The following is a 23,733-nucleotide window of genomic DNA, read 5'->3' as shown; positions in this document are numbered from 1 at the left end:
GACGAAGTGACGCAGCAGAACGCGGCGCTCGTCGAGGAAGCGGCCGCGGCGGCGCAGTCGCTGGAAGATCAGGCGGGACGGCTGCGGCAGGCGGTCGCCGTGTTCCAGCTGGCCGAAGGCGCCGGGAACGCGGGCCAGCAGCCCGTCCCGACGCGTGCGGCACCGAAGCGTCCGCAGGCGGCGAGGGTGTCGGCGGCTCCGGCCTCTGCTTCGCCGAGGCGCGTGCCGGCCGCGGCCGCGCCGCGGGCCGCCAGCCCGGCTGCGGCGGTGGCGACTGCCGCAGGCGACTGGGAGACCTTCTAAGCCTCGCAATCCGGTTCCCCGGCCTCCCGGCCGGTCCCTGACCGGCCATGACACTCGACGACGCGCGCCGCGAATCCTTTCGCGGCGCGCGTTTGTCTTTGTAACGGCGTCTCGTGCGGGCCGGGAAGTGGCGACGAGTCCGCAGAACGACACCGGTAGCTCGTACACTGGGGGCATCGAACGCCAACTTTCAACGAGGACCTCCGACATGACCGAATCGAGACTGGCCGCGCAACTCCTGCACGCCCGCGAGCAGCACGCGCTGATCGACGAGATCGCCGCCCGCGACATCCCCGAGGATACCGGCGCCGCCTACGCGATCCAGCATGAAGTGCTGCGGCTCAAGGGAGCGCGCATCGGCGCGTGGAAGATAGGCGCGCGTACACCGTCGGCGCCGCCCGCGGGCGCTCCTATCGACGAGTCGCTCATCTACGCGTCGCCCGGGCGGCTCGAAATCGCGTCGTTCTTTCGCGTGCTGCTCGAACTGGAGATCGCGTTTCGCTTCGAGCGCGCGCTGCCGCCGCGCGCCGAACCCTACGCACGGGAAGAGGTGCTCGGCGCGCTCGGCGGGATTGCGGTGGCGCTGGAAATCGTCGACAGCCGCTTTGCGCAGTGGCCGAATCTCGCGCCGCTCGCGCAGCTCGCCGATGCGCAGAACAACGGCGCGCTCGTCGTCGGCGGGATCGAACCTTACGACGTGATCGCGCCCGGTTTCGACTTTCTCGCGCCGCGCCTCGACCTGACGCTCGACGGCGTCTCGATCGTGCCGGCGGGAGTCGGCAACCCGGCGGGCGATCCGCGCGAACTGCTGGTCTGGTTTGCCAATCATTGCTCGCAGCGCGGGCTTGCGGTCGAGCCGTTCTGGACCATTACGACGGGCACTTATACCGGCGCTTACCGCGTCGAGGTGCCGGGAGTGGTGCGTGGTTCGATAGACCGCGTCGGCGAGATCGAACTGACGCTCGTGTGAACGACGGGGCCCGGATTGGGTGTTGGACTTACGCACCACTGGGCAATGCTCACTCGATATCGACGACGGGCGCAGTTAAATCCATAAGCATGTGAAGGGTATCGATTGGCCGCGCAATTCGTGCATGTAATGCCAGGCGCGAATGAATAAAGGTAAGCGAAAATTACAAGGCAATCGATGCCGCCGATTCATGCAACAGAATGGAAAACGACACGCGAGACTGCATCGGAGAACGGCGGGCAAACGTATGGGAATGAACGATGCGCACAGTGCCGGCCGCCTCTCGCAGGACATGGCAGCACACTCTGATAGCGGCTGCCGGAGCGCGACTGGCGCTCGGTACGCTATCGAGTAATCGAGCCGTGGCTGTGGATAACTGTGTTGTTGCGAGGTGAAGCGAACAGGCGGGGGAGGCTTGCGGTAACACGATAGGGACATCGGGACTGAGGATTGTAGGTGAACGAAAATAATCCACCAAGCTAGGAATTCTTCGAAGCAAATCAACCACGCAAGTGCGTGAAAAAAAATTCGAAAGGGTTTAGGATGATTTCAAGCGATGTCGTTTCGATTACGCGCTTTGCGCACGGCAACGTTTTCTGACTTCGGCGAGGAGGTAGCATGGATATCTACAGCAGTTTCGCGACCCGCTTCGAAAAAACACGAGAGGAGGAATTCTCGCTCGAAGAGTACCTCGCGCTCTGCAAAGAAGATCCTGCCACGTATGCAACAGCGGGCGAACGCATGTTGACGGCCATCGGTGACCCCGAGCAGGTCGACACACGACTCGATCCGCGTTTATCGCGTGTGTTTGCGAACAAGGTCATCAAGGTGTATCCGGCATTCCGCGAGTTCTACGGAATGGAGGAAGTGATCGAACACGTCGTGTCGTATTTCCGGCATGCTGCGCAAGGTCTTGAAGAGAAGAAGCAGATTCTGTATCTGCTCGGCCCCGTGGGCGGCGGCAAGTCGTCGATCGCGGAACGGCTGAAGCAACTCATGGAACGCGTGCCGTTCTATTCGATCAAGGGCTCGCCCGTGAACGAATCGCCGCTCGGCCTCTTCGACTACGACGAAGACGGCCCGGTGCTCGAAGAGCAGTACGGCATTCCCCGCCGGTATCTCAAGAACATCCTGAGCCCGTGGGCGGTCAAGCGCCTGCACGAATACAACGGCGACATCCGCAAGTTCCGCGTCGTGCGCCGCTATCCGTCGATCCTCCGCCAGATCGGCATCGCGAAGACGGAGCCGGGAGACGAGAACAATCAGGACATCTCCTCGCTGGTCGGCAAGGTCGATATCCGCAAGCTCGAAACCTACTCGCAGGACGACGCCGACGCGTACAGCTACTCCGGTGGCCTGTGTCTCGCGAACCAGGGCCTGCTCGAATTCGTTGAAATGTTCAAGGCGCCGATCAAGGTGCTGCACCCGCTGCTTACCGCAACCCAGGAAGGCAACTTCAAGGGCACGGAAGGCTTCGGCGCGATTCCGTTCGACGGCGTGATCCTCGCCCACTCGAACGAGTCGGAATGGAAGGCGTTCCGCAACAACAAGAACAACGAGGCACTGCTCGACCGGATCTTCGTCGTGAAGGTACCGTACTGCCTGCGCTACGGCGAAGAGGTGAAGATTTACGAGAAGCTGCTGCGCAACTCGTCGCTTGCCGAAGCGGTATGCGCGCCCGGCACGCTCAAGATGATGGCGCAGATGGCCGTCCTCACGCGCCTGCACGAACCGGAGAACTCCAGTCTGTTCTCGAAGATGCAGGTCTACGACGGCGAGAACCTGAAGGACACGGACCCGAAAGCGAAGTCGTATCAGGAGTATCGCGACTTCGCGGGTGTCGACGAAGGCATGACCGGTGTCTCGACGCGCTTCGCGTTCAAGATCCTGTCGCGCGTGTTCAACTTCGATTCGACCGAGGTCGCGGCCAATCCGGTGCACCTGATGTACGTGCTCGAACAGCAGATCGAACGCGAGCAGTTCCCGCCGGAAACGGAACAGAAGTATCTGTCGTTCATCAAGGACGTACTGGCTTCGCGCTATGCCGAATTCATCGGCAAGGAAATCCAGACCGCTTATCTGGAGTCGTATTCGGAATATGGACAAAACATCTTCGATCGCTATGTGACGTACGCCGACTTCTGGATTCAGGACCAGGAGTTCCGCGATCACGATACCGGCGAGAGCTTCGACCGCGCGGCGCTGAACGCCGAGCTGGAGAAGATCGAGAAGCCTGCGGGCATCAGCAACCCGAAGGACTTCCGCAACGAGATCGTGAATTTCGTGTTGCGCGCGCGGGCGGCGAACGGCGGGAAGAATCCGGCGTGGATCAGCTACGAGAAGTTGCGCGTGGTGATCGAGAAGAAAATGTTCTCGAATACGGAAGAACTTTTGCCTGTGATTTCGTTCAACGCCAAAGGGTCGGCGGAAGAACAGCGCAAGCACGAGGACTTCGTCAACCGGATGGTCGCGAAGGGATACACGCCGAAGCAGGTGCGCCTCCTTTGCGACTGGTATCTGCGCGTGCGCAAGTCGTCGTGACCGAGGTGTCGAAACCAGCATGACACGATCGTGAAACCCTACGTATCAGGTCCGCGCCAATCTGCTTCGATTCGAAGCGGCCCGGCGCGGGCGCCTTGCGAGGCGTGACCGAGGGCAGTCGCCACGGCCATTGCCAGGGCGGAAGTCCGCGCAGCGCCTCGCTTTCCTCGCTTGATAACGCGGGAGACTGGACGTGCTGCACCAAATCATCGACCGCAGGTTAGCCGGTAAGAACAAGAGCATCGCCAACCGCGAACGCTTTCTGCGCCGCGTGAAGAATTACATTCGCCGCGCGGTGTCCGACGCGGTGCGCGACCGCAGCATCAAGGACATTCAAAACACCCAGAGCATCACGATTCCGAAGAAGGACATCGCCGAACCGTCGTTCCGGCATGGCCCCGGCGGCAAGCGTGAACTCGTCCACCCGGGCAACGCCGACTACATTCGCGGCGACAAGATTCCGCGCCCGCAGGGCGGCGGCAGCGGCGGCGGAAAGACCGCCAGCAACGAGGGCGAAGGGCAGGACGACTTCGTGTTCGAACTGTCGCGCGAAGAATTCATGCAGTATTTCTTCGACGATCTCGAACTGCCCCGGCTCGTCAAAACTCAGTTGCTCGCCGTGCCGACCTGGAAGAACGTCCGTGCGGGCTGGGCGGCCGAAGGCACGCCGAACAACATCGACGTGGTGCGCTCGCTCAGAAGCGCGCTCGGCCGACGCATCGCGCTTGGCTCGCCGTTGTCGAGCCAGTTGCACGAGTTGGAACGCCAACTGGAAACGCTCAAGGAAGAGAACGGCGATCCCGAAGACATCGCGCGGCTCGAGGCCGATATCGTCATCATGAAGGGCCGCATCACGCGCATTCCTTTCATCGATCCGTTCGACTTGCGCTACGTGAACCGCGTGAAGCAGCCGACGCCATCGAGCAAGGCGGTGATGTTCTGTCTGATGGACGTGTCGGGTTCGATGGACGAGCAGAGAAAGGACTTGTCCAAGCGCTTCTTCATCCTGCTGTATCTGTTCCTGAACCGGAACTACGAGAAGATCGAGGTGGTATTCATCCGCCACCACACGCGCGCCGAGGAAGTCGACGAAGACACGTTCTTCCATTCGACGGAAAGCGGCGGCACGGTCGTATCAAGCGCGCTGGAGTTGATGAAGAAGATCATGGACGAGCGCTATTCGCCGACTGAATGGAACATTTACGGCGCACAGGCCTCGGACGGCGACAACTGGACCGACGATTCGCCCAAGTGCCGCAAGCTTCTGTCGGAAGACATCCTGCCGAAAGTGCGGTATTTTGCCTATATTCAAGTAGCGCCCGAAGAGCAGAACCTGTGGCTGGAATACGCACAACTGGCGCTGAGCGCGCCCGAGCTTGCGATGAAAAAGGTCGAATCGGCGGCGGACATCTATCCGGTCTTCCGCGAACTGTTCGAGAAACAACAGGCGGCTGCATGACGACAAGGCATCTCCATAACGAAGCACGGGGTTATCACCTGGACGGCAGCAGTGACCACGGACCCGAAGAGCGTACTGAAGACGGGGCGTTGTCAAAGCTGGAAGCGGAGCAACGGAGCGCGCCCCACGCGGGGCGGAAGGAAGGCAGCATGAATGTTGCGGAAAAGAGGCCGTTGCCGTGCCCGTCCGACTGGACCTTCGAATTGATCGAGGAATACGACACCGAAATCGCGCGCGTCGCCGAGCGGTACAAGCTGGATGTGTATCCGATCCAGCTTGAACTGATCAGCGCCGAGCAGATGATGGATGCGTACGCGTCGGTCGGCATGCCGGTGAACTACCGGCACTGGTCGTTCGGGAAACACTTTCTATCGACCGAAAAGAGCTATCGGCGCGGGCAGATGGGCCTCGCGTACGAAATCGTCATTAATTCGAACCCCTGCATCGCGTATCTCATGGAAGAGAACACGATGACGATGCAGGCGCTCGTGATCGCGCATGCCGCCTACGGGCACAATTCGTTCTTCAAGGGCAACTACCTGTTCCGGCTGTGGACGGACGCCCACGCCATCATCGATTACCTCGTCTATGCGAAGAATTACATCGCCGAATGCGAGGAGCGATTCGGGCTGGACCGCGTCGAGGAACTGCTCGATTCGTGCCATGCGCTGATGAATTACGGCGTGGACCGCTACAAGCGGCCGCAGAAGCTGTCCCTCGCGAAGGAAGCGGCGATGCGCCGTGAGCGCGAGGCGTATCTGCAGTCGCAGGTCAACGAACTCTGGCGCACGCTGCCGAACAAGAAGGAACACACCGCCGAGGAAACCGAAAGCCGCTATCCGCCCGAGCCGCAGGAGAACCTGCTGTATTTCGCGGAGAAGAATGCGCCGCTTCTGGAGCCTTGGGAGCGCGAAGTCATCCGCATCGTGCGCAAGGTTGGACAGTACTTTTATCCGCAGCGCCAGACGCAGGTCATGAACGAAGGCTGGGCGACGTTCTGGCATTACACGCTGCTCAACACGCTCTATAACGAAGGCCGGCTCGAAGACGGCTTCATGATGGAGTTCCTCCATTCGCACAGCAACGTCGTCTATCAGCCGCCCGTGACGAAGCCGTATTACAGCGGCATCAATCCGTACGCGCTCGGCTTTTCGATGATGAGCGACATTCGCCGCATCTGCGAAAACCCCACCGACGAAGACCGCGAGTGGTTCCCCGAACTGGCCGGCAGCGACTGGCTGGAGTCGCTGCACTACGCGATGCGCAATTTCAAGGACGAGAGCTTCATCGCGCAGTATCTGTCGCCGCATCTGATCCGCGAGATGCGCCTCTTCTCGATTCTCGACGACGACATGCGCGAAGCGCTCGAAGTGTCGGCGATTCACGATGAAAGCGGCTATCGCTACGTGCGGCAGGCGCTGTCGCGGCAATACGACATGCATCACCGCGAGCCGAACATCCAGGTGTATTCGGTGAACACACGCGGCGACCGCAGCCTCACGCTGCGTCACTTCATGACCGACAACCGCCACCTCTCGAACGACAGCGACGAAGTGCTGAAGCACATGGCGCGGCTGTGGCAATTCGACGTGTATCTGGAAAGCGTCGACGAGAACGGGACGGTGAGAAAGCGCTTCGAGTGCAAGTACGTGCCGACGCACGACGGACGGTAGGCGTCAGGTTTGAGAAAAGCCCGTGCAGGTCGCCTGCACGGGCTTTTTGTCGTCTGCAGCCGCCTCACCCCTGTCGTCCGTTTTCCTCGCTCTGCGAAAACAGATCCCAGCTCGCCATGAACAGCGCGGCGATCAGCGGTCCGATCACGAAACCGTTGATGCCGAAGAGCGCCATCCCGCCCAGCGTCGAGATCAGCACGACCCAGTCGGGCATGCGCGTGTCCTTGCCGACGAGGATCGGCCGCAGCACGTTATCGACGAGCCCGATCACCACCACGCAGAACACCACCAGGATCACGCCGCGCCAGATATCGCCCGTCATGAAGAAGTACGCAGCGGCCGGCACCCACACCAGCGCCGCGCCGACCGCGGGCAAGAGCGACAGGAACGCCATCAGGACGCCCCACACAAGCGCGCCCTGGATACCCAGAATCCAGAAAATGAGCCCGCCGAGCAGGCCCTGAACCGCCGCCACCGCGATGTTGCCCTTCACGGTAGCGCGCACGACCGTCGTGAACTTCGCGATCAGATGCTGCTTGTGCGTCTCGTCGAGCGGCAGTGCGCGGCGGATGCGCCGGCCGATCTCGCCGCCGTCGCGCAGCAGGAAGAACACGAGATAGAGCATCACGCCGAAGCTGATGACGAACTGGAACGTGTTCTGGCCGATACTCAGTGCCTGTGTCGCCACGAACTGGCTGATCTGTGCGGCGCCCTCGGTCAGGCGGCGCTGGATGCCGGGAATGTCGTCGAGACCGAAGCGCCCGAGCAGATGCTGCACCGACAGCGGCAGCGCATGGAACGCATCCCGGAAATAGGCCGTGAAATTCGGCTGATCCGTCTTGATGCGCGTGTACGCGAGGCTGATTTCCTGCACGAGCGTGCCGGCGACCACCGTAAGCGGCAGGATCACGATCAGGATGATGAGCACGAGCGTCGTCAGGGCCGCGAGATTGCGCCGTTTGCCGAAGCGGATAGTGAGCCAGCGCTGTAGCGGCTGGAACAGGATCGCGAGTATCGTGCCCCAGAATACCGCGCCGAAGAAAGGCAGCAGGATCCATCCGAGGGCGACCGTCACGACCAGAAGCAGGATATGGAAGAAGTGCTGATGGACCGGATTCTGATTCATGTGTATTCGAAAAGTCGGGCGGAGCGGCTTGGTAGTGCGTGCGTTCGGGCATCCGCGTGCGTGCTGCGGTGCCGCAATAAGCGGGCCGGCCAATGCTAGCACGCGTTATTTACGGCGTCGGGTGTGCGGCTTCGCGCTCTTCTTCGAGCCTGAAACGCACGTACGGTTCGCGCGAGCAGCTCGACGCAATCAGGGAGACTTACGGAAACCGGTCCGCAGTCGACTAAAATCCGACACTCCGCGCGACGAGTCCGTGTTTCATTCGTTCCCGCTCGTCCAGAACCGATTTCCCACCGAACAGAAGAAATGAATCCAGGAGTTGCCTACGCTTTCGCGGCTTTCGCCGTCTGGGGGCTGTTTCCGATCTATTTCAAGGCGCTGCATTCGATCGGCGCAGTGGAAATGCTCGCGCACCGGATGGCGTGGTCGATGGTCTTCCTGCTCGTCGTGCTGACCGTGCGGCATCAGTGGCGCTGGCTCGGCCCGGTCATGCGCGACCGTCGCCAGCTCGCGCGCTTCGCGGCGAGCGCCGTGCTGCTGTCGACGAACTGGGGCATCTATATCTGGGCGGTCAACGAGGGCCGCATCGTCGAGGCGAGTCTCGGCTACTTCATCAATCCGCTCATCAATGTGCTGTTCGGGATGGCATTCCTGCACGAACGAATGCGGCCGCTGCAGTGGGTCGCGGTTGGGATCGCTGGGGCAGGCGTCGTCTGGCTCACGTGGGTGAATGGTGCGCCGCCGTGGATCAGCCTGGCGCTCGCGCTGACCTTCGGCGGCTACGGGCTGCTGCGCAAGACCGCCCATCTCGGCGCGCTGGAAGGCCTGACGCTCGAAACCATGCTGCTGTGCCCGGTCGCGGCGCTCTATCTCACGTTCATCAGCATGCACGGCACGAGCGGGTTCGGCCACGCGTCATGGGGCGTGAAGCTGCTGCTCGCCGCGGCAGGCCCGATCACGGCGATTCCGCTCCTGCTCTTCGCGGCCGGCGCGCGGCGCATCCCGCTTTCGATGCTCGGGCTGATCCAGTACGTGACGCCGTCGCTGCAATTGCTGATCGGCGTGCTGCTATACGGCGAGCCGTTCGGCCATGACCGGCTGCTCGGCTACGGCGCGATCTGGGCGGCGCTCGCCGTCTATTCGCTGGAAGGGATCTGGAACGCCCGCATGGCCGCGCCGCTGCGCGTGCCGGCCGCCGCGAGGAGAGATCGATGAAAGTGCTGCTGTTCGGCGCGACCGGCATGGTCGGGCAAGGCGTCCTGCGCGAATGCCTGCGCGATCCGGATGTCGATCGAATCGTGACGCTCGGGCGCTCGGCGACGGGCGTCGAACACGCGAAACTGCGCGAGATCGTGCATCGCGACATGTTCGATTACACCTCGATCGAAAACGAACTCGGCGGCTTCGACGCGTGCTTTTTCTGCCTCGGCGTCTCGTCGTTCAGGATGAGCGAGGCGGACTACACACGCCTTACCTACGACCTGACGATGGCCGCCGCGCGAACGCTCGCGCGTCTCGATCCTCAGATGACCTTTGTCTACGTGACGGGCGCGGGCACCGACAGCACCGAAAAAGGCCGCAGCATGTGGGCGCGCGTGAAGGGACGCACGGAAAACGACCTGCTGCGGCTGCCGTTCAAGGCGGCGTACATGTTCCGCCCGGGCGCGATCGTGCCGATGCACGGGGTGCGTTCGAAGACCGCGCTGTATCAGTCGATCTACTCGATGACGCGTCCGGTGCTGCCGCTGCTGCAACGGCTGTTTCCGAACGCGATCGTCACGACCGAGCAGGTCGGTCGCGCGATGCTCGCGGTGGCCAAGCGCGGCGCGCCGTCGCCGATTCTCGAAAGCCGCGACATCGCGCGCTACTGATTCAGGACTGACGCGCGGCGCACTGCTCGGGGAACGCTTCAGCGCGTCGCATCGCCGAAACGATATTCGACCGTTGCCTCGTCGAGTTTCGCTTTCAGCGCGGGGTCGAGCGCGAGATCGATCGCGGCGAGCGTATCGGTGAGCTGCTCCGGCCGGCTCGCGCCGATGATCGCCGACGTCACCGCAGGATTCGCCAGCACCCACGCGAGCGACGTCTTGGCGAGCGACTCGCCGGTCTCCCCGGCGATGCCCTTCAGTTTTTCGATCGTCTGGAATTCGCGCTCATGCCAGTAGCGTTGCGAATACATTTCGCCTGCTTTGCCGACGGTGGCGGTGAAGCGGCCTTCGCTCGGCGCCGCGTCGTGGCGATGCTTGCCGGTGAGGAGCCCGCCCGCGAGCGGGTTGTATGGGATCACGGCTAGGTTCTGTTCGGCGGCGAGCGGCAGCAGTTCGCGCTCGATCTGGCGAAACAGCAGGTTGTAGCGCGGCTGCACCGACACGAAACGCGCGAGCCGCAGCGTATCCGAGCGCCCCAGGGCAAGCGCGAGCCGGTACGCCAGGAAATTCGACACGCCGATATAACGCGCCTTGCCGTGCCGCACGATGGTGTCGAGCGCTTCGAGGGTTTCGTCGAGCGGCGTTTCGCGATCGTCGGAATGCAACTGGTAAAGATCGACGTAGTCGGTGTTCAGGCGCTTGAGCGACGCATCGATGGCGTCGAGCAGGTGCTTTCTCGACGCGCCCTGATCCCACGGCGACGGTCCCATCTTGCCGACCGCTTTGGTCGCGAGAATGTAGTGCTCGCGCTTGCCCTTCAGCCAGCGGCCGACGATTTCCTCCGTGCGTCCCACGACCGTCTCGGTGCCGCCGAGCGGGTAGACGTCGGCGGTATCGATGAAATTGACGCCGGCGTCGGCGGCCTTGTCCATGATGCTGCGCGAAACGTCTTCTTCCGTCTGCAAGCCGAACGTCATCGTACCGAGACACAGACGCGAAACAGAAAGGCCGGTGCTGCCGAATTTGCGATATTGCACGGTGAACTCCGAGGTTGGGTCAGGGATGATAAGCCGAGTCCGATAGCTTAGCCTCGACGCCCGGAGCCTGCTGAAGCGCCAGCGTTACCGGACCGCCGCCGCGCTCTGCGCCGGCTGCGGCGCCGCGTCGAGCCGACGGAACACCAGCGCCGACGCGAGCGTGATGAGCCCCACGCAGACGAAGCTCAGCCGGAACCCCAGCACCGCCGAGCCGAACCGGCCGTCGAACACCTGCACGAGGCCGCCGCCGATCGACACGCCAAGGCCGATCGCCAGCATCTGCACCATCGAGAAAAGGCTGTTGCCGCTGCCTGCGTCGCGGATCGAGAGGCCCTTGAGCGTGACGCTGTTCATGGCGGCGAACTGCATCGAGTTGCAGGCACCGAACACGGCGAGAATCGCAATCTCCAGAACGAGCGGCGTGCCCGGCGAAAACGCCGCAAAGCCGACAATCGACGCGCCCACCAGTATCGTGTTCACGAGCAGGAACGCGTCGTAGCCGTAGCGCTTGACGAGCGGCGCGATCCAGCCTTTCGCGACGGTGCCGGCGAACGCGGCGGGCAGCATCATGAGGCCGGAATGCAGCGGGCTGTAGCCGAGTTCGAGCTGCATCAGGAGCGGCAGCAGGAACGGCACGGCGCTCGATCCGATCCGGCAGACGAGGTTGCCGATCAGCCCGACGCTGAAATTCGGCTCGCGAAAAAGCGTGAGCTGAAATAGCGGATTCCTGCGCCGCCGCGCGTGCGGAATATAGGCGAGCGCGGCGAGCGCCGAGATCATGAAGAGACCGGCCGCGACCGCAACGCGATGCTCGTCGACGGGGCTATCGAGCGCAATCGAAAACGCGACCATGCAAAGCGAAAGCAGACCGCAGCCGATGAAGTCGAACGGCGGCGAATCGGCGATGGCGTCATTCGGCAGATAGCGATGCACCGCCACGAGTCCGAGCGCGCCGATCGGCACGTTGATGAGGAAGATCCAGTGCCAGGAAATCGATTCGACGAACCAGCCGCCGAGCGTCGGGCCGAGGATCGGGCCGACCTGTCCGGCAATCGAAATCACGGCGAGCGCCGATACGTACGCTTCGCCCGTCACGCTGCGCAGCACGGCGAGCCGTCCGATCGGCAGCAGCATCGAGCCGCCGATGCCCTGCAGCACACGCGCGACGACCAGTTGATTCAGCGAATGTGCACCCGCGCAGCAGAGCGAGCCCAAGACGAACAGCAGGATCGCGACGAAATACACCCGGCGTGTGCCGAACCGGTCGGCGAGCCAGCCGGAAGCGGGCGTGAGGAGCGCCATCGTCAGCGTGTAGGCGACGACGATCGACTGCATCGCGAGCGGCTGGGCGTTGAGACTGTGAGCGATGGAGGGCAGGGCGGTGTTGACGATCGTGGTATCGAGCGCCTGCATGAAAAAACCGACGGCGACGATCCAGAGAAGGGCCGTGTGGGAAGACTGTCTGGTCATGGATGGGTGCGGGGAAAGACGTGGGCAGCGCCTCGGAAAGCCTTCGTGACATATTAGTGAAGGCGCGCGCTATCGGGAACCCCTCTAGCCGCATTGACTGTCATCGCCGATTCCGATCACAATCCAGTCATGCTCAATCCAGTCTGGCTGAACACCTTCGCGACGGTGGCCGCGTCGCACAGCTTCACCGACGCCGGCCGCCAGCTCGGCCTCACGCAGTCGAGCGTCAGCGAACACATCCGGCGTCTGGAAGAGAGCGTCGGTCGGCGGTTGATGACGCGTGACACCCATTCGCTCGCGCTCACCGCGGACGGCGAAGCGATGCTCGTGCACGCGCGCGTGATCCTCGAAGCGATGTCGCACGCAGAGTCGCAGTTTCGCTCGCCGCGCCTGCGCGGGCGCGTGCGCCTCGGATCGTCTGACGATCTTGCGCTCGGGCCGCTGCCGAGCGTGCTCGCGGCGTTTCGCAGCACCCATCCCGACGTCGAACTGGAAATCACGATCGGGATGACGGGGCAGTTGTATCAATTGCTCGATGCCGGCGCGATCGATCTGGCGGTCGGCAAGCGGCGCCTCGGCGATGCGCGCGGCACGCGGCTTTTCAGCGGGCGGCTCGAATGGCTCGCGAAGCCCGGCACCGAGGTGGATCTGGATTCGCCGCTGCCGCTCATTCTCGTCGCGGAGCCGAGCGTGACGCGCGCCGTCGTGCTCGATGCGCTCGCGATGGCCGGCGCCCGCTGGCAGATGGTCTGCACGAGCAGCAGCCACGCGGGCTGCATCGCGGCGGCGCGCGGCGGTCTCGGCCTCACCGTGCGCTCGCATTTTCTGGCGGGGCGCGGGCTCGCGCCGCCGGTCAATCGCGCGGCGTTGCCCGAACTGCCCGAAGTCGAATTCATCGCACTCGGGGCGAAGCATCTGAGCCGCCCGGCTGAAACGCTGCTTCAACTGTTGCAGGACAGCGACCTGCGCGGCGAGTGGGACGGCGAATAAGAACGTCGGCTCGTCATATCGTTAGCAGAATTGCGTCGTTTGCGCAGCGCAGCGTCGAATTTATGCTTTCTCGCAACGAAAACCGATGTGGAGAAAGCCTCATGACGACGATTCCAGCCGCGAGCGACGCGCAATTGCTCGAACGCTTTTCCGGCGTGTTCGAGCGCATCGCGGCGGGCGCGGTCGAGCGCGAGCAAAAACGCGAACTGGCGCGCGACGCGGTGCAGTGGCTCAAGGCGTCAGGTTTCACGGCGCTGCGCGTGCCGCGCGAATACGGCGGAGGCGGCGCGACGCTGCCGCAGTTTTTCCGCCTGCTGACGCGGCTCGGCGAAGCGGATTCGAATCTGCCGCAGATCCTGCGCCTGAATTTCGGCTTCATAGAAATGCGCCTCGAAAGCGACGACGAAGCCGCGCGCGAGCGCTGGTTGTCGCGCATCGCGGCGGGCGAAACGGTCGGCGCGGCGATTTCGGAGCGCACCGGCTCGACGCACAACACGGTCACCATCACGCCCGACGGCGCGAGCGGCCAGTGGCTCCTGAACGGCGAGAAGTACTACAGCACCGGCGCACTGTACGCCGACTGGATCAACGTGACGGCACACGACGGCCGCGACGACGTGCATCTGCTCGTGCGCGGCGATGCGCCGGGCGTCGCGCGTCTCGATGACTGGGACGGGTTCGGCCAGCGCCTGACGGCAAGCGGCACGACGCGCTTTGACAACGTGCGCGTCGAGGGCGGCCAGATCCTGCATCGCTTCAAGGCCTCCGAGCCGCGTCGCAACACGATCGTGACGGCGTACTATCAGACCGTGCACCTCGCGACGCTCGCGGGCATCGCGAGGGCGGTGCTGCGCGATGGCGTCGCGTTCGTGCAGGGACGCACGCGGACTTTCGGCGTGCCCGGGCGCTCCAGCCCGCGCGACAATCCGCTTGTGCATCGGGTGGTCGGGCGGCTCGCGAGCCTGGCGTTCGCGGCGGAAAGCGTGGTCGACGCGGTGTCGGCGGCCTTGGAGAACGTACATCGTGCGCGCGCCGAAGGCCGCGCCACCGCCGACGATTACATCGCGCTCGATATCCAGGTCTACAAGGCGCAGCAGATCGTGATCGAGCAGGTGCTGGAAGCGTCCACGCTCTTGTTCGAGGTCGGAGGCGCGAGCGCGACGAGCGAAGCGCGGCGCCTCGACCGGCACTGGCGCAACGCTCGCGTGATCGCTTCGCACAATCCGGCGATCCAGCGCGAGGCGGCAGTCGGCGATTTCCATCTCAACGGCACCGCGCCCAACGAGCGCTTCAGCCTCGCGCATGCGAAGGACGAAACGGCGAACCTCCGCGATGACGCCGGCGAGCGCATCGCGCTCGCGGAAAGCGGACGATAGGGAACGCTGTGCAGCAAAACGGCGCCGGGTCTCGACCCGGCGTTTGTCTTTCCGGGCAAGCGACTGACGGACTCGCCGCGCGTCTCAAACCATTCTCCGAAACTCCTCGTCCGAAACCCTCGCATTCCCGATCGTTCCTGTTTCTTTCCCGATTGCACCTACTGAATCACTTCTTTATATTGAGCGGCATTCAAACCCGCGCAACGGGCTTCTGGCTTACCCCGCCCTTACGCTTTGCCCCATGAACGCCGTCAATAAGAAGAACGCCGAAGTCCCGCGCCTCACGCCCGAGTTGCACGCCCGACAGTGAATTCGCGCGTCGGGTCCCTCGCGCGCCGGTGCATGCGTTTGCCATGTCGCGTCGCAAGTGCCGCCGTGCTCGCGCTCGCGGCAAGCACCGGCGCGCACGCCGCTTCCTATCTCGCCAAGCATTGCGCGGATCTGGAAGGCAAGGAAGTTCCGGCTTCAGTGATCGGCCTGCCGACGCGCGGCGCGACCATCTGGTCCGCGTCGGTCGTGAAGGCCGCCGCGCCGGGTAACCGCAACGGCGAATACTGCCGGATCGTCGGCAGCATCAAGGCCGTGCAGGACAATACGCCCGACATCCGCTTCGAAGTGAACCTGCCGAGCCGTTGGAACGGCCGCGCGCTGCAGATGGGCGGCGGCGGCTACAGCGGCGTCCTCGTGAGCGGCACCGAGCCAATGCCGTTCGCGCCCGACTCGACCCCGCTCGCAAAGGGCTACGCGACCTTCGGCTCCGACTCGGGCCACGTCGGCAATTCGGGCCGCGCGGATTTCGCCGCCAACGACGAAGCGATCCTCAACTTCGGCTTCGGTCATCTGAAGAAAACCCACGACGTCGCGCTCGCGCTGATCCAGCTCGGCTACGGACGCAACCCGGACAAAACCTACTTCGCGGGCGGCTCGACGGGCGGGCGCGAGGGCTTCACCGTCGCCGAGCGCTATCCGAACGACTACGACGGCGTGATCGCCAACGCGCCCGCCATCAACTTTTCGGGCGTGCGCCTGATGGGCGTGAAGGTCGGGCAGGCGTCGTACGGAAAGCCTGGTGGCTTCGTCGGACTCGCGCAACAGCGGCGGGTGATCGAGACCGTCCAGCAGGAATGCGACAAGCTCGACAACGCCGCGGACGGCATCGTCAGCAACGTGGAAGCGTGCCGCAAGCTGGAGCCGAAGATCATCGCGGACCTGCGTTGCGCGAACGGCCAGCGGCCGTCGCTGCGCGACAGCTGCCTGTCCGATGCGCAACTCGCCACGCTCAACACGCTGCGCGACGGGCTGAACCTGCCGTACCTGCTCGCGTTCGGCGTCGATACCTATCCGGGCTACAACGTCTATCAGGGCGTCGACTTCTCGGGCGTGCTCGGCCTCGGCGATTCGCCGGTGCTCGTGAACCCGCCGGGCTTCGCCGTCAACGGCTATCTCTTCGCGCAGGGCGACGCGTACATCAAGCACTTCGTCACGCGCGACCTGACGTATAACAGCATCGGCTTCGACATCGCGAATCCGGGGCGTTACCGGCAGCGGCTGATGGCGCTTTCGGCGACCGTCGGCGCGATGAACACGGATCTCACCGGGTTCATCGCGCGCGGCGGCAAGCTGATCGCGATGCACGGTCTCGCCGACGAAGTGATCAGCCCGAACCAGACGATCGCGTTCTATCGCCTGCTCGTCGACCGCTTCACGCAGGACGGCGTCGATGCGTTCATGCGCCTTTACATGGTGCCGGGTTTCCAGCACGGCAACGGCGTGTTCATCCCGGCGTGGGACGAACTCGGCGCGCTCGACCGCTGGGTCACGGACGGCATCGCGCCCGAAACGCTCGTCGGCACCGACATCGCGCCCACGACCAACGGACGCTCCCGGCCGATGTGTCGTTATCCTGCGTATCCGCGCTACATCGGCCGGGGCAGCATCGACAACGCGGCGAACTTCCGCTGCGTGTATGCCGACGTGCGTCCCTGAGTCAGAACGCACTGGCGTTGCTGCTGCGCGCGATGCGCGGCCAGATCCGCGCGAGCCAGCGGCCGGCCTGCGTCAGGCCGGTGCTTCGGTAAGTCGTCAGCGACGCTTCGAGCGGCCGCTCGCCGTCCGACGACACCCACACCCGCTCGCCGCGCGTGAGAAGCGCGACATCGCCCGGCAAGAGCCAGTAGTCGTAGGGATCGCCTTCGCGCGTGAGCCAGAGCGCGGCTTCGTCGACGCGCAGTTCGGCGTCGCGCGCGAGCCGCCATGACAGCGTCTGGCGCGGCTGCACCTCGAAATACTCGACGACCCGCGCCTTCGAACCACGCCTTGCGCGGGTGACCTGCTTGAGAACTTCGTCCATCACTCTTCTCCACTAGTGAGCCGAAGAAGACGGAGTCGCACGCGCAAAACAAAAGGCCCCGTCTTTCGGCGGGGCCTTCGGAAATCGAATGTGTTTGCTTGAGTCTTGCTAGCGCACGCGTTCTCCCGATGACCCGCCAGTGGCGATCATTGGGTAATTAATCGGGACGATGGGGAGAAGGCGGCTTGCGTGCATACGAAAGAGTATGCGGGCGCACATGTTTCGCTGTCAATAACGAGATGACGCGAAAAAGCGTGCGGCTCGCCCATGCTCGGTCGCCGCGCTTTGTGAGACAGCAGACGAAAAAAAGCCCGGGATGACCCGGGCCTTTTCCTGAAACAGTCGTGTTGCGTTCAGCCTGAAGCGCGCTCAGCTTCCGACGTAGCCGGCCGGCTTGGTCGAATTGTTCTTCGCGATGCTGGCGTTGCCCGACACCACGTATTGCGGCATCTCGGTGAGCGTCAGCGTGACCGCGCCGTTCGTGTACGTCGCGTTCGAGACGTTGCCCATCGCGTCGATCAGCTGGACCGTGCCGCTCGTGCCCGGCGCGTCGACGCTCAGTTGGTACGCCTTGCTATACGTCGCGCTGAAGCCGACGCTCGCGTCCCACACCGCGTTGTTGTGCGTCCAGAGCGCGGTGATCACCTTGCCGCCGCCCAGTTGCTGGAACGAGTAGGCGTACACACCCGACGGCGTGCCGTTGACGGGCCCGAGCGTCGTCGTGCCGTCGAGGATGCGGGTCATCGCGGCGACCGTCATCGCGGCGGGCTTCGGGCTCATGTTCTGCGTGCCGAACGCGGCCTGCGCATTGTCGAGGTCGAAGAACGTGCCGTAGCCGACTTCGCCCGGGAAGTCCGGACCGAAGAACACGTAGGTCTGGTCCGCGCCTTCGCCAAGCAGGATCAGGTGCGTACGCGCCACGACCGCGCTCTGCGCGAAGAGGATGTTCGAGCTCGGGTAGTTCGGGCCGTAGCTCGAACCGAGGTCATAGCTGATGCCCGTCTCGGTCACGAAGAGCTTCATGCCCGGCTTGTATTGCGCGTTCATTTCCGCGCGCAGCGCACGGATCTCGTTCGGCAGCGAGTTGGCGGCATCGGCGGCATTCGCGTCGGTGTGATGACGCTCCGGCGGATGCGACGGCGACGTGCCCGCGTCGTAGTAGCCGTGCGTCGCGACGCCGTCGATGTAGTTCGCGAAGCCGAGCGGCGCGAGTGCCTTCAGGCGCTCGGTCGTGAGCGACGGGAACGGCTCGGCCGGACCCATCACGACAGCCTTCGGGTCCTTCGAATGCAGGCCCTGATACGCGGCCTTGTAGAGCGCGACGAAGTTCGCGTCGGTGTCCTTCCACAGCGTGTACGGCTCCCAGGTGACCTGGTAGTAGTTCGCCGACTGCTGCGGGAAATAGCGCGCGCGGATCGCTTCGGTCTCGGCGCCGACGCGGCCCATGTAGTTCGCGTAGTAGCTCAGGTCGGCGGGCGCGTAGCCGTAGTCCGGCGACAAGCCGTGGCCGCTCGCCCAGCCCGGAATGCCGTCGAGGCGCACGAGGCGCATCACCTTGCCCGACGTGAAGGTCGGATCGAGGCTGTTCATCGCCGAGGTGAACGTGTTGCGGCCGTTCGGCTCCATCACGGCCATCTGGCGGTCGTCGATGTTCCAGGAGATGCCGAGCGCGGCGAGCATCGCGCCGTTGCCGTTGAAGCCCTGCATGCCGAAGCGATGCTGGTCCTGATTCGCGTAGGTCACGGCCGGCAGCGTGCCGGCGAGGTTCGGCAGGACGCCGAAGCTCGCGAAGCCGTTCGGGCGCGTGCCCGAGGTCTCGACCTGGCCGCCCGCTTTCTGCAGCGTGCCCGTCAGCGCGAAGAAGCCAGCTAGCGTCGACGTGCAGGTGAGGGTGGTCGTCGTCGCAGCGGCGGGCACGGCGAAGCTGCCGCTCGCCACGACCTTGCTGTACGTGTTGTAGATCGCCCATTTGAACGTGTCGGCCGCGCCCGGACGCGTCGTGTACGCGACCTTGAACGCGCTGCCGGCGGAATAGAGCCGCGTGGCGTCGGCGCTCGCGCTGTCGGCGGTGATTTTCGCGCCACCCGACTGGGCCGGTGCCGCCGACGGCGACACGCACGAGATCGTCGGAGTCGCGGCGGCGTTCGCGGTCGCCTTCAGGTTGGCGGCATCGCTCGCGCCGGCACTATTCTGTGCGTTCGCGGTAGAGGCGAGATTCGCGCTGTCGGAACCGCCGCCGCATCCGGCGAGTGCACCCGCCAAAGCGATGGCGAGCGAAGAAAGAATGAGAGGGTTATTTTTCATCGGTGTTCGAAACGAACGTGAACCGGCCCGCGACAGACGTAGCGGCCGGCGACGCACAGCGTCGGGATTCAGTGCAGGCGCGGATCGCGTTCGGGAAGAACGTCGTCTGCCGGCATGGCAAGGACCGTTGGCGCGGCGGTCGGGCTCGGAACTCAGCCTGGAAGCCAGTGCGCGAACGATGGCGGTGCCGCCCGTGGGACGGCTTGGGTCCGGTTCAGCGTCGCCCCGGGGATTTTCCGGAAGACGTATTTCTGACCGATGACAGCCGGACGATGCGGTAAAAAACATCCGGCTTGGGCGGAATAGTACTAATAAACATCCGTAACAGTGCGTAAAAGGCCGTAACCACTCGTAACGTATGACGAATAATATAACCATCTGATTAAAGCGTACAGGCCCGGTAGTATTGCCTGCACGCGCAGGGCGGGGTAACTTGGGACCCAGCAAATTTTTTCTGGAGGTTGTTTGTGGCCTACACGCTTTTGATCGTCGAACCGCGCGAACAACGCAGCCAGCGCACCGAAGAAGAGGGCCGCGCCGTCTACGGACGCATGCTCGAATTCGCCGGAAAACTGCAGGCGCGCGGCGTCCTGCGGGCCGCCGAGTCGCTCGCGTCGGACAAGGATGGCGTGCGCCTGCAGAAGCGCGGCGGCGAGTCGAGACTCGTCGACGGACCGTTCGCGGAAGCAAAAGAGATGATCGGCGGATTTTTCCTGCTCGATGTCGATACGCGCGACGAAGCGGTAGCGATTGCCGCCGAATGCCCGGCCGCCGAGTGGTGCACCGTGGAGGTCCGCAAGGTCGGACCGTGCTTCACCTGAACCGGACTTCGCGCCGGGGCGGTAATTTTGATTCGGCGTGTCGATTCGGACCGGCCCCGAACGTTGTGAGTACATGAGGCCGCGCGCGTCCGCCGCGGCCCGGATTCATAACGGGAGCCCTGCATGTTCAAGACCGTTTTCATTGTCGCCGTCGCGGCCGTCGCCGCGTTGCTGCTTTATGCGGGTACGCGTGCCGACACGTTTCGCGTCGAACGCTCGGCGCGCATCGATGCACCGCCCGAGCGCATCTTCGGCTTGATCGACGATTTGCGGCGCTTCAACACCTGGAACCCGTACGAAAAGAAGGACCCGACGGCGAAGGGCCGCTACGGCACGACGACGGGCGGCCCCGGCGCGTCGTATTCCTGGGAGGGCGACAAGATCGGCGCGGGCCGCATGGAAATCGTCGATACGGCCGTGCCCTCGCAGGTCACGATGAAACTCGATTTCTACAAGCCGTTCGAAGCTCACAACATGGTCGAATTCACAATGAAGCCCGAAGGCGGAGCGACGCGCGTCACGTGGTCGATGCATGGTCCGGCACCGTTCGTCACGAAGCTGATGCAGGTGTTCTCTATCATGGACCGCATGGTCGGGAAGGATTTCGAAGACGGCCTGAACAACCTCAAAACGCTCGCCGAAGCGCACTGAAACGCTCACCCACTGGAGACTGATCGCCATGCACAAGCAGATTTTCGTGAACCTGCCCGTCAAGGACCTCAAGCGTTCGATGACCTTCTTCAAGGCGCTCGGCCTCAGCTTCGATCCGCAGTTCACCAACGACCAGGGAGCGTGCCTCGTCATTGGCGACAACATTTTTGCGATGCTGCTCGTCGAGGACTTCTTCCAGGGCTTCACGTCGAAGGCGATCGTCGATGCCGAGCAGAGCACCGAGGTGCTCGTGTGCCTGTCGTGCGAGAGCCGGACCGAGGTGGACGAACTCGTCGCGAAGGCGGTCGCGGCGGGCGGGCGCGCGCCGCGGCCGCCGCTGGATCACGGCTTCATGTATGGACACGGCTTCGAGGATCTCGACGGCCACATCTGGGAACTGGTGCACATGGCCCCGGAAGCCGCCTGAACGTGGCGAAGCAAACGGTGGCGGACCAAACGGCTGGCGCGAGCGCGACGCATCGCGCGATCGAAGCAGTCTGGCGGATCGAATCGGCGAAGGTGATCGCGGGCGTTGCGCGGATTGTGCGCGACGTGGCGCTCGCCGAGGAGTTCGCGCAGGACGCGCTCGTCGCCGCACTCGAGCGCTGGAGCGAAACGGGCGTGCCCGACAATCCGGGAGCGTGGCTCATGACGACAGCGAAGAACCGCGCGTTCGACCGCCTGCGACAGGAGGCACTGCACGCCCGCAAGCACGAGGAACTCGGCCGCGCGCTCGATGCGCTCGAAATGCACGTCGTGCCCGATTTTGTCGATGCGCTCGATGCCGCGCGCGAAGACGACATCGGCGACGACCTGTTGCGGCTCGTCTTCACCGCCTGCCATCCGGTGCTCTCGCTCGACGCGCGCGTGGCGCTCACGCTGCGCCTGATCGGCGGACTCACCACTGACGAGATCGCGCGGGCGTTTCTCGTCGCCGAGCCGACGATCGCGCAGCGCATCGTGCGCGCGAAGCGCACGCTTTCGGCGGCCCGCGTGCCGTTCGAGGTGCCGAAGGCCGATGCGCGCGCGGCGCGGCTGTCGTCAGTGCTGGAGGTGATCTACCTGATTTTCAACGAAGGTTATTCGGCCACCGCCGGCGACGACCTGCTGCGTCCCGCGCTCTGTGAAGACGCGCTGCGGCTCGGGCGCATCCTCGCCGGACTTGCGCCAGACGAGAGCGAAGTGCATGGGCTCGTTGCGCTGATGGAGATCCAGGCGTCGCGGATGCGCTCGCGCGTCGACGGGGAAGGGCGGCCGGTTCTCCTGCCCGACCAGGACCGCAGCCGCTGGGACCCGCTCCTGATCCGGCGCGGCCTCGCGGCGCTGAAGCGCTCCGAAGCGCTTGGCGGGGCGCGCGGCGTCTACGCGCTGCAGGCCGCGCTCGCCGCGTGCCACGCGCGCGCGCCGAGCGCCGAAGCCACCGACTGGCCGATGATCGTCGCGCTCTACGACGCGCTCGTGCAAGTGGCGCCTTCGCCCGTGGTCGAGTTGAACCGCGCGGTCGCGATCGGCATGGCGTTCGGGCCGCAGGCGGCGCTCGACATCGTCGATTCGCTCGCGGCGCAGCCGACGCTCGCGAGCTATCACTGGCTGCCGAGCGTTCGCGCCGATCTGCTCGCGAAACTCGGTCGCCGCGACGAGGCGCGCGCCGAATTCGAACGCGCTGCCGCCATGACGCGCAATGCCCGGGAGCACGACTTTCTGCTCGGTCGGGCACAGGAAATGGATTGAAGCCTGCGGGACGAATTGCAATAACTATTGCGTTTCCTTTAAATATGGAATTTTAATTCCATACTGACGTACCATGTCCATGAGGCGTATCGGGAGATGACTCATGGGACAGTTCGATGCGAAGGTAGCCGTCGTGACCGGCGGAACGCAGGGACTCGGCGCCGCGGTTGCCGGGTTGCTCGTCGAGCGCGGGGCGAAAGGCGTGGTCATTTGCGGACGATCGAAGGAAAAAGGCGAAGCGAAGGCGCGCGAACTGAGCACGCCCGGCGGCACCGAGGTGCGCTTCGTGCAGGCGGATCTGTCGCTGGTCGACGATTGCCGGGCGGTGATCGCGGCAGCCGACGCGCAATTCGGGCGCATCGACGTGCTGGTCAACGCGGCCGCGATGACCGCCCGCGGCACGATCCTCGATACCGATCCAGCGCTCTTCGACCGCATGTTCGCGACCAACGTGCGTGCGCCGTTCTTCCTGATGCAGGAGACGATTCGCGTGATGCGGCGCGAGCGCATCGAAGGCGCGATCGTCAATGTCTGCTCGATGTCTGCGATGGCGGGACAGCCGTTCATCGCGGCGTACTGCGCGTCGAAGGGCGCGCTGGCGACGCTGACGCAGAACACGGCGTACGCGCTACTGCGCAACCGGATTCGGGTCAACGGACTGAATCTGGGATGGATGGCGTCGGATGGCGAAGACCGGATTCAGCGCGAGCATCACGGGGCTGCGGACGACTGGCTGCTGCGGGCGGCCGAGTCGCAGCCGTTCGGGCGATTGATCGAGCCTCTGGAGGCTGCGCGGGCGATCGCGTTCCTGGCGAGCGCCGAGTCGGGGTTGATGACAGGATCGATGGTGAATTTCGACCAGTCGGTTTGGGGAGCGTATGACGATGCGCCACATCCGGGGGATGCGATTTGATTCGCTGACTCAGGCGGGAGCGTTCCCGCTTCGATGGTTAAGTTGACATAACATAAATTAGCGAAGTTTATGATGTCAGGGCTTTTTAGTAATGTCCGGTTTGGGCTCATTAGAAATGTCCGGTTTTGCTCCTGAGGCGCACGCTGGTGG

At 64.0% G+C, this 23,733-nt stretch carries 19 protein-coding genes and 1 pseudogene; 15 read left to right on the top strand and 5 right to left on the bottom strand.

The genetic code is table 11. The features are described 5' to 3' along the window. The 5 genes and pseudogenes from AWB81_RS31260 to AWB81_RS31240 all read left to right on the top strand — a co-directional run. Positions 1-303 (top strand): annotated as a pseudogene (locus AWB81_RS31260) (methyl-accepting chemotaxis protein); the annotation flags it as partial. 208 nt (positions 304-511) lie between these two features. Further along, positions 512-1,273, top strand: a complete 762-nt coding sequence (locus tag AWB81_RS31255) for a 2-keto-4-pentenoate hydratase (protein WP_062640863.1) — start codon at positions 512-514, stop codon at positions 1,271-1,273. 618 nt (positions 1,274-1,891) lie between these two features. Next, positions 1,892-3,814: a PrkA family serine protein kinase gene (locus AWB81_RS31250; protein ID WP_062640860.1), complete on the top strand. Its 1,923-nt coding sequence runs from the start codon at positions 1,892-1,894 to the stop codon at positions 3,812-3,814. A gap of 193 nt (positions 3,815-4,007) precedes the next feature. After that, the gene (locus tag AWB81_RS31245) at positions 4,008-5,273 is read left to right on the top strand and encodes a YeaH/YhbH family protein (RefSeq protein ID WP_062640858.1); all 1,266 of its coding nucleotides are present in this window, start codon (positions 4,008-4,010) and stop codon (positions 5,271-5,273) included. Then, entirely contained in the window at positions 5,270-6,946 is a 1,677-nt protein-coding gene (locus AWB81_RS31240) for a SpoVR family protein (RefSeq protein WP_062640857.1), read from the top strand. The genes AWB81_RS31245 and AWB81_RS31240 overlap by 4 nt, the downstream gene beginning before the upstream one ends. 64 nt (positions 6,947-7,010) lie before the next feature. Here the strand turns inward: AWB81_RS31240 and AWB81_RS31235 are convergent, their stop codons facing one another. After that, entirely contained in the window at positions 7,011-8,072 is a 1,062-nt protein-coding gene (locus AWB81_RS31235; RefSeq protein ID WP_062640854.1) for an AI-2E family transporter, read from the bottom strand. Between the two features lie 306 nt (positions 8,073-8,378). Between AWB81_RS31235 and rarD the strand changes: the two genes are divergently transcribed. Together rarD and AWB81_RS31225 are read left to right on the top strand one after the other, a co-directional pair. Next, entirely contained in the window at positions 8,379-9,287 is a 909-nt protein-coding gene (gene rarD, locus AWB81_RS31230) for an EamA family transporter RarD (RefSeq protein WP_062640853.1), read from the top strand. Then, positions 9,284-9,943, top strand: a complete 660-nt coding sequence (locus tag AWB81_RS31225) for an NAD-dependent epimerase/dehydratase family protein (RefSeq protein WP_062640850.1) — start codon at positions 9,284-9,286, stop codon at positions 9,941-9,943. The genes rarD and AWB81_RS31225 overlap by 4 nt, the downstream gene beginning before the upstream one ends. 38 nt (positions 9,944-9,981) lie before the next feature. Here the strand turns inward: AWB81_RS31225 and AWB81_RS31220 are convergent, their stop codons facing one another. Further along, positions 9,982-10,977, bottom strand: coding sequence for an aldo/keto reductase (locus AWB81_RS31220; protein ID WP_062640848.1), 996 nt, complete (start codon positions 10,975-10,977; stop codon positions 9,982-9,984). 84 nt (positions 10,978-11,061) lie between these two features. Beyond that, positions 11,062-12,447 carry a DHA2 family efflux MFS transporter permease subunit gene (locus tag AWB81_RS31215; RefSeq protein ID WP_062640846.1) on the bottom strand — a complete coding sequence of 462 codons (1,386 nt, stop codon included), beginning with the start codon at positions 12,445-12,447 and terminating at the stop codon, positions 11,062-11,064. 129 nt (positions 12,448-12,576) lie between these two features. Here AWB81_RS31215 and AWB81_RS31210 point away from each other — a divergent pair, with 129 nt between their 5' ends. The 3 genes from AWB81_RS31210 to AWB81_RS31200 all read left to right on the top strand — a co-directional run bounded on the left by AWB81_RS31210 (position 12,577) and on the right by AWB81_RS31200 (position 16,799). Beyond that, the gene (locus tag AWB81_RS31210; RefSeq protein ID WP_062640866.1) at positions 12,577-13,437 is read left to right on the top strand and encodes a LysR family transcriptional regulator; all 861 of its coding nucleotides are present in this window, start codon (positions 12,577-12,579) and stop codon (positions 13,435-13,437) included. A gap of 101 nt (positions 13,438-13,538) precedes the next feature. After that, positions 13,539-14,813: an acyl-CoA dehydrogenase family protein gene (locus AWB81_RS31205; protein WP_062640844.1), complete on the top strand. Its 1,275-nt coding sequence runs from the start codon at positions 13,539-13,541 to the stop codon at positions 14,811-14,813. Positions 14,814-15,155: 342 nt separating this feature from the next. Then, a complete protein-coding gene (locus AWB81_RS31200; RefSeq protein ID WP_062640842.1) occupies positions 15,156-16,799 on the top strand; it encodes a tannase/feruloyl esterase family alpha/beta hydrolase in 1,644 nt (547 codons plus the stop codon). A gap of 1 nt (position 16,800) precedes the next feature. Here the strand turns inward: AWB81_RS31200 and AWB81_RS31195 are convergent, their stop codons facing one another. Further along, the gene (locus tag AWB81_RS31195; RefSeq protein ID WP_062640840.1) at positions 16,801-17,163 is read right to left on the bottom strand and encodes a DUF2917 domain-containing protein; all 363 of its coding nucleotides are present in this window, start codon (positions 17,161-17,163) and stop codon (positions 16,801-16,803) included. Between the two features lie 369 nt (positions 17,164-17,532). Beyond that, positions 17,533-19,467 (bottom strand): hypothetical protein, encoded by a 1,935-nt coding sequence (locus tag AWB81_RS31190; RefSeq protein WP_062640838.1) that lies wholly within the window; start codon positions 19,465-19,467, stop codon positions 17,533-17,535. Positions 19,468-19,934: 467 nt separating this feature from the next. Here AWB81_RS31190 and AWB81_RS31185 point away from each other — a divergent pair, with 467 nt between their 5' ends. From AWB81_RS31185 to AWB81_RS31165, 5 genes are all read left to right on the top strand, one after another. Further along, complete coding sequence (locus AWB81_RS31185; protein WP_062640835.1) at positions 19,935-20,288, top strand: YciI family protein; 354 nt, start codon at positions 19,935-19,937, stop codon at positions 20,286-20,288. A gap of 123 nt (positions 20,289-20,411) precedes the next feature. Beyond that, a complete protein-coding gene (locus tag AWB81_RS31180; protein WP_062640833.1) occupies positions 20,412-20,939 on the top strand; it encodes an SRPBCC family protein in 528 nt (175 codons plus the stop codon). A gap of 28 nt (positions 20,940-20,967) precedes the next feature. Then, positions 20,968-21,366: a VOC family protein gene (locus AWB81_RS31175; protein WP_062640830.1), complete on the top strand. Its 399-nt coding sequence runs from the start codon at positions 20,968-20,970 to the stop codon at positions 21,364-21,366. A 2-nt stretch (positions 21,367-21,368) separates the two neighbouring features. Beyond that, on the top strand, positions 21,369-22,670 hold the full coding sequence (locus tag AWB81_RS31170; RefSeq protein WP_235025992.1) for an RNA polymerase sigma factor: 1,302 nt from the start codon (positions 21,369-21,371) through the stop codon (positions 22,668-22,670). Positions 22,671-22,773: 103 nt separating this feature from the next. Continuing rightward, entirely contained in the window at positions 22,774-23,583 is an 810-nt protein-coding gene (locus AWB81_RS31165; protein ID WP_062640827.1) for an SDR family oxidoreductase, read from the top strand. The last annotated feature ends 150 nt before the right edge of the window (positions 23,584-23,733 follow it).

It is taken from the genome of Caballeronia arationis (genome assembly GCF_001544975.2).
GTDB lineage: Bacteria > Pseudomonadota > Gammaproteobacteria > Burkholderiales > Burkholderiaceae > Caballeronia > Caballeronia arationis.
Note: the sequence above shows the minus strand (reverse complement) of the source record. Positions and strands in the feature narration are given on the sequence as shown.

Bases quoted from the DNA above. Each gene is read 5' to 3' on its own strand.
- rarD (WP_062640853.1), top strand. From the start codon at position 8,379: ATGAATCCAGGAGTTGCCTACGCTTTCGCGGCTTTCGCCGTCTGGGGG.
- AWB81_RS31180 (WP_062640833.1), top strand. From the start codon at position 20,412: ATGTTCAAGACCGTTTTCATTGTCGCCGTCGCGGCCGTCGCCGCGTTG.
- AWB81_RS31190 (WP_062640838.1), bottom strand. From the start codon at position 19,467: ATGAAAAATAACCCTCTCATTCTTTCTTCGCTCGCCATCGCTTTGGCG.
- AWB81_RS31250 (WP_062640860.1), top strand. From the start codon at position 1,892: ATGGATATCTACAGCAGTTTCGCGACCCGCTTCGAAAAAACACGAGAG.
- AWB81_RS31205 (WP_062640844.1), top strand. From the start codon at position 13,539: ATGACGACGATTCCAGCCGCGAGCGACGCGCAATTGCTCGAACGCTTT.
- AWB81_RS31200 (WP_062640842.1), top strand. From the start codon at position 15,156: ATGCGTTTGCCATGTCGCGTCGCAAGTGCCGCCGTGCTCGCGCTCGCG.
- AWB81_RS31165 (WP_062640827.1), top strand. From the start codon at position 22,774: ATGGGACAGTTCGATGCGAAGGTAGCCGTCGTGACCGGCGGAACGCAG.
- AWB81_RS31175 (WP_062640830.1), top strand. From the start codon at position 20,968: ATGCACAAGCAGATTTTCGTGAACCTGCCCGTCAAGGACCTCAAGCGT.
- AWB81_RS31195 (WP_062640840.1), bottom strand. From the start codon at position 17,163: ATGGACGAAGTTCTCAAGCAGGTCACCCGCGCAAGGCGTGGTTCGAAG.
- AWB81_RS31240 (WP_062640857.1), top strand. From the start codon at position 5,270: ATGACGACAAGGCATCTCCATAACGAAGCACGGGGTTATCACCTGGAC.
- AWB81_RS31225 (WP_062640850.1), top strand. From the start codon at position 9,284: ATGAAAGTGCTGCTGTTCGGCGCGACCGGCATGGTCGGGCAAGGCGTC.
- AWB81_RS31215 (WP_062640846.1), bottom strand. From the start codon at position 12,447: ATGACCAGACAGTCTTCCCACACGGCCCTTCTCTGGATCGTCGCCGTC.
- AWB81_RS31210 (WP_062640866.1), top strand. From the start codon at position 12,577: ATGCTCAATCCAGTCTGGCTGAACACCTTCGCGACGGTGGCCGCGTCG.
- AWB81_RS31255 (WP_062640863.1), top strand. From the start codon at position 512: ATGACCGAATCGAGACTGGCCGCGCAACTCCTGCACGCCCGCGAGCAG.
- AWB81_RS31235 (WP_062640854.1), bottom strand. From the start codon at position 8,072: ATGAATCAGAATCCGGTCCATCAGCACTTCTTCCATATCCTGCTTCTG.